At 72.1% G+C, this 12151-nt stretch carries 8 protein-coding genes; 3 read left to right on the forward strand and 5 right to left on the reverse strand.

Annotated features, from left to right (window positions below):
• Positions 1-182: 182 nt before the first annotated feature.
• Positions 183-1448: a M6 family metalloprotease domain-containing protein gene (locus tag ACWF94_RS18805; RefSeq protein ID WP_453489142.1), complete on the reverse strand. Its 1266-nt coding sequence runs from the start codon at positions 1446-1448 to the stop codon at positions 183-185.
• Positions 1449-2277: 829 nt separating this feature from the next.
• Here ACWF94_RS18805 and ACWF94_RS18810 point away from each other — a divergent pair.
• Positions 2278-4083 (forward strand): putative bifunctional diguanylate cyclase/phosphodiesterase, encoded by a 1806-nt coding sequence (locus ACWF94_RS18810; protein WP_453489122.1) that lies wholly within the window; start codon positions 2278-2280, stop codon positions 4081-4083.
• A 208-nt stretch (positions 4084-4291) separates the two neighbouring features.
• On the opposite strand, the gene ACWF94_RS18815 is transcribed toward ACWF94_RS18810, so the two are convergent.
• From ACWF94_RS18815 to ACWF94_RS18830, 4 genes are all read right to left on the reverse strand, one after another.
• The gene (locus ACWF94_RS18815; RefSeq protein WP_453489125.1) at positions 4292-6001 is read right to left on the reverse strand and encodes a glycosyl hydrolase family 18 protein; all 1710 of its coding nucleotides are present in this window, start codon (positions 5999-6001) and stop codon (positions 4292-4294) included.
• A 254-nt stretch (positions 6002-6255) separates the two neighbouring features.
• Positions 6256-7356 (reverse strand): LLM class flavin-dependent oxidoreductase, encoded by a 1101-nt coding sequence (locus ACWF94_RS18820; RefSeq protein WP_453489127.1) that lies wholly within the window; start codon positions 7354-7356, stop codon positions 6256-6258.
• Positions 7357-7967: 611 nt separating this feature from the next.
• Positions 7968-8690 (reverse strand): maleate cis-trans isomerase family protein, encoded by a 723-nt coding sequence (locus ACWF94_RS18825; protein ID WP_453489130.1) that lies wholly within the window; start codon positions 8688-8690, stop codon positions 7968-7970.
• The gene (locus ACWF94_RS18830) at positions 8687-9517 is read right to left on the reverse strand and encodes a maleate cis-trans isomerase family protein (protein ID WP_453489133.1); all 831 of its coding nucleotides are present in this window, start codon (positions 9515-9517) and stop codon (positions 8687-8689) included. Before ACWF94_RS18830 ends, ACWF94_RS18825 begins: the two co-directional genes overlap by 4 nt.
• Positions 9518-9649: 132 nt before the next feature.
• Between ACWF94_RS18830 and ACWF94_RS18835 the strand changes: the two genes are divergently transcribed.
• Together ACWF94_RS18835 and ACWF94_RS18840 are read left to right on the forward strand one after the other, a co-directional pair.
• Positions 9650-10618 (forward strand): D-2-hydroxyacid dehydrogenase, encoded by a 969-nt coding sequence (locus ACWF94_RS18835; protein ID WP_453489136.1) that lies wholly within the window; start codon positions 9650-9652, stop codon positions 10616-10618.
• Positions 10619-10624: 6 nt separating this feature from the next.
• Positions 10625-12100 carry an amidase gene (locus ACWF94_RS18840; protein WP_453489139.1) on the forward strand — a complete coding sequence of 492 codons (1476 nt, stop codon included), beginning with the start codon at positions 10625-10627 and terminating at the stop codon, positions 12098-12100.
• Positions 12101-12151: the final 51 nt, after the last annotated feature.

The following is a 12151-nucleotide window of genomic DNA, read 5'->3' on the forward strand; positions in this document are numbered from 1 at the left end:
GCACTGCCCCTGAGGGCGGCCGAGGCGATCCCGGCCGCCGGGGCCGCACCGCGGTGCCCCGTACGCCCGGCGATCACCGCAGTGCCCGTACGCCCGGCCGTCACCGCCGCACCCGTACGCCCGGTCATCACCCCGGTGATCCGGACCCGCGGTCATCACCCCGGTGATCCTTCCGCCCCGCCCTACACCGTGGTGATCCTGACCGTCCACGCGCCGGACCGGGTGCGGTCCGCGACCTCGACCCGTACGTCCTCACCCGGCACCGTGAAGGTCTCGCCCACCCCCAGCGGCGCGTCCGCCAGCGCCGGGTAGACCGACCGGTCCCAGCACGCCTCGCCGTCCGGGTGGGTGTCCACCACCTCGATGGGGCCGCCGCCCGACGCGGCGTCCGCCCGGACGCGGTAGAGGAGCACCCCCTCCGTACAGACCGACTCGTCGTTGCCCGTCGCCCCGCGCGCCTCGATGGCGAGCGCGGTGCCGGGGCCGGTCCGTACGACCGCGAGCCGGGTGCCGAGGCTGCCCCCGGGCACGGGTGCGGCGATCGGCTCCAGGGTGATCAGCTCGGGCCTGGTCAGACAGCGCACCGCCCGCCCGTCCAGCCAGCCCAGCTTCCACTTGTGCCAGCCGAAGAGATCGGGTGCCATCCCGAACTGGCTGCCCATCACATCCCAGTCCCCGACATGGGTGTCCCAGTCGCCCTTGCCGTTCTCCGGCCGGTGGTAGAGGTCGGGCAGATCGAAGACGTGCCCGGTCTCGTGGGCCAGCACATTGCGGTCCGGCGGATGCCGTTCGAACACGGTGACGACCCGCTTGATGTCGGTGCCGTCGGCCCGCAGCGGGCGGTCGAAGTTGACGACCTTCGTGGCGTCGGAGTCCACTCCCGGCGCGTCCGGGTCGGCGACCAGATAGACGATGTCGTGGCGGGAGAAGTCGACACCGGGGTCGGCGGCATCGAGCGCGTCCCGCAGATACTCGGTCCGGCTGCGCGCGTCCCAGTCACGGTCTATGCCGTACGCCGTCGACGCCTTCGGCATCCGCACCCAGGAGCGCTGCGCGTGCGGGACCAGCGAGAACTTCCCGTACGAGGCGCGCTCGAAGAATCTGCTGGTCTCGGGGAAGTGGTCGGCGGCGAGCTGGGCCGGATCGGTTCGCGGCACGGCGTCCGGGAACGACAGGAAGATCATGACAGCGTCGAGCCGGCCGTTCGGGCGCGGGTAGGCGGAGTTCCAGGTGTCGAGGCCCAGCGAGTGATGGACGGGGGTACGGGGCAGCGCGCAGGAGGCCGCTGAGGTCTTGGCCACGGCAGGACCCGCGACCAGGGAGGTCGCGGCGAACGCCATGAGCGAGGTGAGCGCCGCCGCCGTGCTGCGCAGCCGCCCCCGCTCCCCGCCCCCGGCGCCCCACCACCCACGGGACCGGCCGCGCGGCCCGGCGGGGCCACCACCCACGGCGGCGGCGGGAGCCGGGGAGTCGTCCCGGTCCGCGCCGGGAGCCGGGAGGTCGTCCCGGTCGGCGCCCAGGGCCGGAGAGCCGCCCGGAGCCGAGGGATGGTCCGGAGCCGAGGGGTGGTCCGGAGCCGGATAGTCGTCCGGGCCGGCGTCTGAAGCCGCCGGATCACGCAACCCGGCACCGGGAGCCGCCGGGTCACGCGGGCCGGCACCGGGAGCTGACAGATCACGCAACCCGGCACCAGGGGCCGACGGGTCACACCTGCCCGCTCCGGGAGCCCCCGGGACAGCCGAGCCGGCGCCCGGAGCACGGCGGCACGGGCGGGCGCGGAGACCGCCTGGAGCGCCACCCCCGGGCGCCCGGCCGCCTGCCGCTCCCCCGGGTGGCCCCGTGGGTGACTGCTGATCCTCCACGAGACCTCCGGCTGCGGAATGGGAGACACCTCAACCACCTTGTAGGGGTTTTGGGGTGTACGCCCTGTTCCGGTGCCCCACTCGGGTGATCGACCAGGGTCGGCCGGGCCACGGGCCCGATAACGGTCCGGCTGCGGCGCACGGCGTCACGGCGGTGTCGCCCGACACTCCGAGACACTCCGACGGGTCACGGAACGTCACATTCGGTCAGCGCGGAATCAGCCCTGTACAGACCTGTGCAGAAACGATCGTCCGGACGACCCGGGTGGACCGCACCCAGGTGGCGGAGCTGGAACGGCCCCAGCGGCAGCCTCTATGATCGGCACACTTTCCCGATCTTTTCCCCAAGTACCCGACCCTTCCCGACCACATCTGTACGCACCTGTACGACACAACTGCACTGCGGGAGTGAACGGTGAGCGGAACCTCCGAAGGAACAGGGCCCGCAGGAGTCGCAGCACCCGACAGGACCCGGCCACAGATCACGGAGCGTCACGGCTGTTCCATCGCCGAACTGCGAGACCACCGGGCCGCGTTCAACGCGGCGCACCTCGCGATGGCCCTCCTCGACCACGAGGGCCGCATCGTCGCCGCGAACGACGCGCTCGCCACGCTGTTCGGCACCGTGCCCGGCGCGCTGCGGGACCGGCGCGCGGCCGAACTGGTCGATCTGGCGTCGGACCGCCGCGCCTGGCACGCGTACCGCGACGTCCTGCACGGCAGAAGCTCCCGCTTCCGCTGTACGCGCCGGCTCAAGCACCCCGACGGGCACACCCTCTGGGCGGAGATCACGGCCGGTCCGGTTCCCGACGGCCGCGGGGTGCTGCTCTCGGTCGCGGACATCAGCGACCGGCGCGAGCTGCGCGCCCGGCTGCGCCACCTCCAGATGCATGACACCGTGACCCGGCTGCCCAACCGCAAGCTGTTCTTCGAGCGGCTCACGGCGGCGCTGGAGTCCTCGGCGTACGACGGTGGCTCCACGGGGCGGATCGGGCTCTGCTATCTCGACCTGGACGGCTTCAAGGCCGTCAACGACACCCTGGGGCACCGGGTCGGCGACCGGCTGCTCGCCGCCGTCGCCGGGCGGCTCAGCGAGTGCGCCAACGCCGTCGGGGACGGGCGCGGCGGACGGCTGGTGGCCCGGCTCGGCGGCGACGAGTTCGCGATCCTCGTCGAGGAGTCCACCGGTACGGAGCAGCTCACCGAACTGGCCCGCTCCGTGCTGGACACGCTCCAGCTGCCGTTCGACCTGGACGGCCAGCGGCTGTCGGTCTCCGCCTCGATCGGGGTGGTCGAGCGGGCGGTCGCCGAGACGACCGCGAACGGGCTGATGCAGGCCGCCGACACCACGCTGTACTGGGCGAAGGCCGACGGCAAGGCCCGCTGGACCCTCTTCGACCCCGAGCGCAACGCGCACCAGGTGACCCGGCAGGCGCTCTCCTCCACGCTCCGCCCGGCGGTGGAGCGCGGGGAGTTCACCCTGGAGTACCAGCCGCTGGTGGGGCTGGTGGACGGCGTGACGCGGGGGGTGGAGGCACTGGTGCGCTGGCGCCACCCGCAGTTCGGGACGCTCGCGCCGAATCGGTTCGTCTCCATCGCCGAGGACGACGGCTCGATCGTCCAGCTCGGGCGCTGGGTGCTGCGGACGGCCTGCCGTCAGGCCAGCACCTGGCAGCGGGACCATCCGCACCGGCCGCCGCTGTTCGTGAGCGTCAATGTCGCCGTACGGCAGGTCTGGGACTCGGACCTGGTGGCGGATGTGGCGGAGATCCTCACCGAGACCGGGCTCGCCCCCGAACTGCTGCAACTGGAGCTGACGGAGTCCGCGGTGATGGGCTCGGCGGGCCGCCCGCTCCAGGCGCTCCAGGCGCTCAGCGACATGGGGGTGCAGATCGCGATCGACGACTTCGGGACCGGGTACTCGAATCTGGCGTATCTCAGCCGGCTTCCGGTGTCCGCGCTGAAGCTCGACGGTTCGTTCGTACGGGGCTTCCAGGACGAGGCACACCCCAATCCGGCGGACGAGATGATCGTCGAGGCGCTGGTGCAGCTCGCCCACGGCCTCGGGCTCACCGTCACGGCCGAGTGCGTGGAGACCTCGGGCCAGTCGTCCCGGCTGCGGCGGATCGGCTGCGACCTCGGGCAGGGCTGGCTGTACTCACGGGCCGTGTCCGCCGACCGTATCGACGAGATGCTCGGGGTGGGCGCGCTCTCCGCCTGACGGCCGGCCCCGGCCCCGGACGCCCTTGCCCTCGGAGCCCCGGGCCGCCGAGTCGCCGGGCCGCTACGACGAAGACCGCCCCCGACCGGAATCAGCTTCCGGAAGGGGGCGGTGTTGTGGGGGGACTCAGTGGTCCTGGGTCACTTCACTTGTCACTTCGGTACGTGCCACCTACTGCGTGCCACTTCGCTTGCCACCGGGGACCGGTTCAGCAGGCGCCCTGGTCGCGCCAGACGCCCCACTCACCGGTGGTGCCGGGCTCTTCGCCCTGGGTCCACCAGCCGGCCTTCCAGACGCGGCCCTTGTGCGAGACCAGCGAACCGGTGTTGTACGTCGATCCCGCTGCCCACGCCGCCGCCGTGCAGCCCGGGTTCGGCCCCGTGGGGGTCGGGTTCGGGTTGGTGGGTGACGGGTTGGGGTTGGTGGGCGAGGGGTTCGGGTTGGTCGGCGACGGGTCCGGGTTGTTGGGGGAGGGACCGACCGCCGTCACGATCTCGTTCAGCAGGGTGGTCTTGTCGTCCAGACCGATCAGCGAGTACATCATCGCGCCGCCCAGACCGCGGGTGCGGGCGTAGTCGGCACGGGCCTGGATCGCGCGCTTGTCGAGACCGGTGAAGAACTCACCGTCCTTGTAGAAGTACGCGGCCTTCGCCTCGTCGTCCCAGAACGTCGTCGCCGGGTTGTCGACGATGCCGCCCAGTTCCTTGTAGTTGGCGATACCGGCCGCCTGGCTCAGCGGTCGCGGTGCGCTGCCGCCGGTGGCCGTGCCGCCGAGGCCGTTCTTCGCACCGGCCGGGACGCCCTTCCAGCCGCGGTAGTAGAACTCGTAACCGAGCGTCAGCTTCTTCGCCGGGAAGCCGCCCGCGATGCCGTAGGTCGGGTTCCCGTCGATCCACGCGTCGACGGCGTTGGCGACGGAGTACTTCTGGGTGCCCGGGGCGATCGGGTCCGTGGGGTCGGACGCGGGCGAGTTCAGCGGCGACTGGTGGTACACGGGGCCGTTGGAGTCCCAGGCGCCGTGCATGTCGTACGTCATGATGTTCGCGTAGTCGAGGTACTGCCCGACCTTGTCGGTCTCGATGTACTTGATCTTGTCCTGGCCGGCCGGCATCGCGGCCGTCAGCAGGTACTTCTTGCCGCCGTTCGCGGCGCCCTTGGCGTCGAGCTGCTTGCGGAACTCGGCCAGCAGGAGCGTGAAGTTGGCCTTGTCCTCGGGGCCGTAGTGGTTGCCGAGGTGGCCGCCGTTCGAGCCCGGGTACTCCCAGTCGATGTCGATGCCGTCGATGATCCCGGCAGCGGTGCCGGGGCCGCCGAAGCCGTCGGCCTTGGGCACGTCGCCGTCGATCCACTGCTTGATGCAGGACGACACCAGCTTCTGGCGGCTGGCGTCGGTCTTGGCCGCGTCGTGGAAGTACTTCGAGTACGTCCAGCCGCCCAGCGAGATGTTGATCTTCAGCTTGGGGTGCTTGGCCTTCAGTTTCTTGAACTGGTTGAGGACACCCGCGATCGGCTGGTCCCATTTGTCCGCGACGCCGTCGACGCTGTCCGCCGCCGAGAACGACTTCTGGTAGTCGGCGTACGAGTCGCCCGCGCCGTCACCGGCGTTGGGGTTGTTGTCGTCACCCGCCGCCTTGTTGGCCTGGAAGCAGGTCAGGTCGGTGGGGTGGATATTGCCGAACGAGTAGTTGATCACGTCCAGCTTGCCGGCCATGCCGCGTTCATCGATGTGCTTGGGGTAGAAGGCGTTGCCGTACACGCTCCACTGGTCGTAGTACGCGATCTTCACTCCGCCGGTGGCGGGCGCCGCGGCGGCTTCCGCCGTCGCGTTTGCCGTGCCGTTCACGACGAAGCCGGCTGCGACGCCCGCGGCGATTGCCGCAGTCGTCAGAACCGCGATCAGGGGTTTACGGGAGCTCACGAACAGCCTCCGATAGTGGGGGGATCCAGTTCTGTGGAACAGGAACAGGGAGAAGAACTAGCGATCCGGCCACCCCCGCGTCAATGGTCTCGACCAAAGAAGGACTAGACCAATTCTGCCGAGAAACCGCTCGTCAGGGCCCTGCGGTGACATAGCTAACCGCCCGCCACCTTGAGTGACGAGCGGTTTAAGGACGGTTTAAGCGTGCATTGAACCGGCCATATGGAACGTTCAGAGATGAACCAGTTCAGCCACTATTTTTGGTTCCGGCGAGGCAGACCGTAGGCGTCGGCGATCAGTTCGTACGAGCGCAGCCGCGCCTCGCCGCTGTGCACATTGGCCGTGATCATCAGCTCGTCGGCCCCGGTGCGCTTGACGAGCGCGTCCAGTCCGTCCCGTACGTCCCCCGCTGTCCCATGGACGATCTCCGACAGCCAGGAGTCCACGAACTCCCGCTCCCCGGCGTCGAACCGATACGCCTCGGCCGTCTCCGGAGAGGGGATCAGACCGGGCCTGCCGGTGCGCAGCCGCAGCATCGAGAGCGCGCCCGTCAGCACCTGGCGGGCGGCCTCGCGCTCGTCGTCGGCGGCGAGCGCGGCGACGCCGATCAGGGCGTACGGGGCGGCCAGCACCGCCGAGGGGCGGAAGGTCTCCCGGTACAGCTCCAGCGCGGGGACGGTGTTCCGCGCCGAGAAGTGGTGGGCGAAGGCGAACGGCAGCCCCAGCACCCCCGCGAGCCGCGCGCTGAACCCGGACGAACCGAGCAGCCAGATCGGCGGGCGGGCGGCGGGGCCCTGGACCGGGCCGGGGACGGCGTGGATACGGGCGTACGGGTGGCCGTCGGGGAAGTCGTCGTCGAGGAACCTGGTCAGCTCGGCGAGCTGCTGCGGGAAGTCCTCGGCGCCCTCCCCCATCCGGTCGGTCCGCCGCAGCGCCGCCGCCGTCGCACCGTCCGTGCCGGGGGCCCGCCCGAGCCCGAGGTCGATCCGGCCCGGGGCGAGGGCCTCCAGGGTGCCGAACTGTTCCGCGATCACGAGCGGGGCGTGGTTCGGGAGCATGACCCCGCCGGAGCCGAGCCGGATGCGCTCGGTGTGCGCGGCGAGATGCGCGAGGATCACGGCGGGGGACGACGAGGCGACACCCGGCATCGAGTGGTGCTCGGCGACCCAGTGCCGGTCGAAGCCGCGGGACTCGGCGAGGCGGGCGATGCGCACGCTGGTGCGCAGGGACTGGGCGGCGGTGCGGCCCTCGCCGACGGTGACGAGGTCGAGTACGGACAGGGGGGTGGGGGCGGTGCCGTGGGGGGTGCCCCGGATGCCGTACTCGTTCGGGTTCGCGCCGTTGTCGCCAGGCATTGCGTCTTCCACTCGGTCTGTCCTCCTGCGCATGAGGCAACGTACAACACCCCTCAACCCGGAGGCCCTCTCCGCTTATTCCCACGCACCGGGGCATCCCCCTGCGCCCGAGCGCTCCGCACCCGAACACATCCAGCCCATCGGCGCTGCACCCCGCGCACCCGGGCACACCCAGCCCGTCGGTGCTGCACCCTCCGCACCCGGCAATTCCAGCCCGTCGGCGCTGCACCCTGCGCACCCGAGCACATCCAGCCCGTCCGGCGTTTGAGGACGGACCCTTGGCCCCTGGGGGCGCACGTCGGATGGGCATCGGCCCAGTGTCCCTGTCGGGACAAGAAGGGACCTCAGGTTCACGCACCCGCCCACTCCTGGCACCAGGGCGCCAGGGTCCGTCCTCAAACGCCGGACGGGCTGATTGCGCGCACCCAGGCACGTCGCGTACCGCCGGACGGGCTGATGGTGGGCACCCGGGCACGTCGCGTGGACGCCCGACAGGCGGATTGGGCGCACCCGGGCTCGTCGCGTACCGCCGGACGGGCTGATGGTGGGCACCCGGGCACGTCGCCTGGGCGCCCGACGGGCGGATTGGGCGCACCCGGGTGCGTAGGGAGTCAGACGCCCGGCTTGGCGAAGAGGGTGCCGAGGTGGAGGGCCCACGCGCGGCGGCCCGCGAGCCGCAGCCCCTCCCACACCGTCACGGGATTCGCCGTGAGCACCGGCTTCCCCACCGCCTCCTCCAGCTCCATCAGACACGCCGCCGTATGCAGCGCGGTGTCCGGCAGCAGCAGCACCTCCGCCGCCGGATCGTCCGCCGCGCGGGCGAGTTCGATGACCCGGTCCGGCCCCCACTCCCCGACCTCCGCCGCCGTGACGATCCCGCTCGCCCGCGCCGCGACCACCTCGATCCCCGCCGCCCGCAGAAAGCCGGTGAAGTGTTCCGTCACATCGGCGGGATAGGTCGCCCCCACGGCGACGCGCCCCGCCCCGAGCGCCCGGACCGCGTGGACGAACGCGAACGACGTACTGGACGCGGGCAGTCCGGCGGTCCGGGCGAGGGCGCGGATCTGTTCATGGGCGCCCTCCCAGCCGTAGACGAAGCTCCCGCTGGTACACGCCCACACCAGCGACTCCGCGCCGGCCAGCCGGAGTTCCGCCGCACCCGCCGCCAGCCGCCCGTCCGAACCCATCTCCAGCAGCGCGTCGACCCGGTGGGCGTCCTCGCCGATGTCGGTGTGGAAGACGGGCAGCCGGATGTCGCTGTCGAGCAGGACCTCCAGCCGGGGGAAGTCGTCCTCGGCGGAGTGTCCGGGGTAGAGAAGTCCGACCGTGGTCATGTCCAGCCTTCCTGATCATCGGGCATCTCGGGCACCACCTCTGGCACATCGGGTACCACGCCGTGCCTCGGTCCAAGCGCCTCCTGGCGGAGCAGGAGCCCCTGGTAGGGGCCGACGGCGTGGACGCCGATCCGGCGGAGCGCGGCCCACATGGTGACCTGGTTCGCGGAGAGCACCGGCATCCGCAGTTCGGCCTCCAGCTGGGGTATCGCGTCGTAGGTGGGCAGATTCGTACAGCTGATGAAGAGCGCGTCGGCCGCGCCCACCACCGCTTGCCGCGCCATGTCGACCACGGAGCGGTACGGCACCTTCCAGATGTGCCGGGTCAGTCCGAGGAAGGCGCGGCCCGTGACGGTTGCCCCGGCCTCGGCGAGATACTCCTCCAAAGACCGGGTCACCGACTCCGTATAGGGCGTGACCAGGGCGATCCGCGCGGCGCCCAGCTCGGCGAGCGCTTCGACGAGCGCGCCCGACGTGGTGAGCGACGGCACCTCGCCCGCCGCCCGCATCGCCTCGCACATGGCCCGCTCCCCGGCCAGACCGCCGACGAAGGAGCCCGACGTGCACGCGTAGGCGACCACTTCGGGCTCGGACGCCCCGAGCGCGCGGACCGCCTCACGGAGCGTCTCGTGTTCGCTGACCAGCCGGGCGAGGTCGAGCGAGACCTCCACCGGCACATAGGGCGTCCTGGTCAGGCGCAGCGAGACATCGTCGGGGACCCATCGCCACAGCTCGCGATCGAGCGCGAAATCGAAGGGCGCGACGACACCGACACCGCGCTGCGGCCCTGGCCCGCCGAGAAAGGAGACATCAAAGGAGACAACCATCGCACGCCCCCTTCATACGTGTTGTTGACGACGGTAGGTTCGGGTGCGAGCGTGGGTCAATCCACACATCTCAGACGCTTCGATTCGCACCCCCCAGACGCTTCCCAGCCGGCTACGGAAGGGCTCGCGCCGATGCCCGAACCAACGCTTCTCGTACTGGCGGCAGCCCCGGACGTCCGGCCCCGCCTCGGACGGCTGACCGGGCGGGTCCGGGTCCGCCACGCCGACGAGGGCTCGCTCGCCGACCTGCTCCCGACGGCCGATGTGCTGCTCGTGTGGGACTTCACCTCCGACGCGGTACGGCACGCCTGGCCCGGCGAAGGACCCCGGCCGCTCTGGGTGCACACCGCGAGCGCGGGCGTGGACCGGCTGCTCTGCCCGGAGCTGATCGCGTCCGACACCGTCGTCACCAATGCCCGGGGCATCTTCGAGGAGCCGATCGCCGAGTACGTCGCCGCGCTGGTGCTCGCGCTGGCGAAGGATCTCCCCGGCACGCTGGAACTCCAGCGGCAGCGGCGGTGGCGGCATCGCGAGGGGGTGCGGGTGGCCGGCACCCGGGCGGCCGTGGTGGGCGCGGGCCCGATCGGCCGGGCCGTGGCGCGGACGCTGCGGTCGCTCGGCGTCACCGTGGCGGTCGTGGGCCGTACCGCGCGCCCCGGTGTCCATGGCGCGGACGAACTCGATCCGCTGCTCGCCCGCGCCGACTGGATCGTGGCCGCGGCCCCGCTCACCGATGCCACCCGCGGCATGTTCGACGCCCGGCGCTTTGGTCTGATGCAGCCGTCGGCGCACTTCGTCAATGTGGGGCGCGGCCCGCTGGTCGTCGAGGGCGACCTCGTCCGCGCGCTGCGGAACCGGTGGATCGCGGGCGCGGCCCTCGATGTCTTCGGCGAGGAGCCGCTGCGGCCGGACAGCACCCTGTGGGACGTGCCGGGGCTGATCGTCTCGCCGCATATGAGCGGGGACACGGTCGGCTGGCGCGACCGGCTGGGGGAACAGTTCGTGGACCTGTTCGAGCTGTGGGAGGCCGGAAAGCCGTTCCCGAACGTGGTCGACAAGAAACGTGGGTACGTCCCCATGCATGACCACCCCGATGAATGAGCGTGTATGACTGCCCCGCTGAACGAGCCGCCGCCCCCGCCCGCCGGACCGGCCGGGACGCCCACGGGTCCGGCCGGGACGCCCACCGGGCCGGCCGGGATGACCGCCCGCCAACTGCTCGCCGGCTACCGGCGCGGGGAGTTCTCCCCCGTCGAGGCGACCCGGGCTGCACTGGACCGGATCGAGGAGGTCCAGCCACTGGTCAACGCGTTCGTCCGGGTGGACGCCGAGGCGGCCCTCGCCGCCGCCGGCCGGTCGGCCGAGCGCTGGCGGCGCGGTGAGCCGCGCGGGCTGCTGGACGGGGTGCCGGTGACGGTGAAGGACCTGCTGCTCCAGCGCGGCGGGCCCACGCTGCGCGGCTCCGCGACCGTGCGCGCGCAGGGCACCTGGGACGAGGACGCGCCGTCGGTCGGCAGGCTGCGGGCGCACGGCGCGGTCCTCCTCGGCAAGACGACGACGCCCGAGTTCGGCTGGAAGGGCGTCACCGACTCGCCCCGGCACGGGGTGACCGGCAATCCGTACGACCCGTCGCGTACGGCGGGCGGCTCCAGCGGAGGCAGTGCGGCGGCCGTGGCGCTGGGCGCGGGGGCGCTGTCGCTGGGCACGGACGGCGGCGGGTCGGTCCGTATCCCGGCCTCCTTCTGCGGCGTCTTCGGCCTCAAACCGACCTACGGGCGGGTGCCGCTGTATCCGTCCAGCCCCTTCGGGACGCTCGCCCATGTCGGCCCGATGGCCCGGGACGCGGCGGACGCGGCCCTGCTCCTCGATGTGATCAGCGGCGAGGACTGGCGCGACTGGTCGCATCTGGGCCCGGCGGCGGGGGTGAGCGGGACGCTCTCGGAGGGGGTGAAAGGGCTGCGGATCGGCTACTCGCCGTCGTTCGGCGGCCAGGTCGCGGTCCGCCCGGCGGTCGCGGCGGCGGTACGGGGAGCGGTGAGCGCGCTGGCGGGCCTCGGCGCCTATATCGAGGAGGCCGATCCGGACATCGCCGACCCGGTGGAAGCCTTCCACGCCCTGTGGTTCAGCGGCGCCGCCCGGCTGCTGGAGCCGCTGGGGCCGCCACAGCGGCAGGCACTCGACCCCGGGCTGCGCCGGATCGCGGCGCAGGGCGCGCGGCTGAGCGCCCTGGAGTATCTGGCGGCGGTGGACACCCGGATGGAGCTGGGGCGGCGCATGGGCCGCTTCCACACCTCGTACGACCTGCTGGTCACCCCGACGCTGCCGATCACCGCGTTCGAGGCGGGGGTGGAGGTCCCGGCGCGGTCGGGGCTCCGGCACTGGACGGGGTGGACGCCGTTCACGTATCCCTTCAACCTGACGCAGCAGCCGGCGGCGACGGTGCCGTGCGGGGTGGACGGCGACGGCCTGCCGATCGGGGTCCAGTTGATCGGCGCGCGCCACGCGGACGCCCTGGTGCTGCGGGCCGCGCACGCGCTGTACGAGTCGGGGGCGGCCACGATCCCCGCGCCCCGGCTCCCCTGAGGCACCTGGGCGGCCCGGTCTCGTACCCGCACCCGGTCCTCAGCCCCAGGG

The organism is Streptomyces sp. NPDC055078, assembly GCF_053607985.1.

What these genes read in the sequence shown, in the direction of transcription:
- ACWF94_RS18825 (WP_453489130.1), bottom strand. Translation starts at nt 8,690, where the DNA reads ATGACCACGGTCGGACTTCTCTACCCCGGACACTCCGCCGAGGACGAC.
- ACWF94_RS18830 (WP_453489133.1), bottom strand. Translation starts at nt 9,517, where the DNA reads ATGGTTGTCTCCTTTGATGTCTCCTTTCTCGGCGGGCCAGGGCCGCAG.
- ACWF94_RS18835 (WP_453489136.1), top strand. Translation starts at nt 9,650, where the DNA reads ATGCCCGAACCAACGCTTCTCGTACTGGCGGCAGCCCCGGACGTCCGG.
- ACWF94_RS18820 (WP_453489127.1), bottom strand. Translation starts at nt 7,356, where the DNA reads ATGCCTGGCGACAACGGCGCGAACCCGAACGAGTACGGCATCCGGGGC.
- ACWF94_RS18840 (WP_453489139.1), top strand. Translation starts at nt 10,625, where the DNA reads ATGACTGCCCCGCTGAACGAGCCGCCGCCCCCGCCCGCCGGACCGGCC.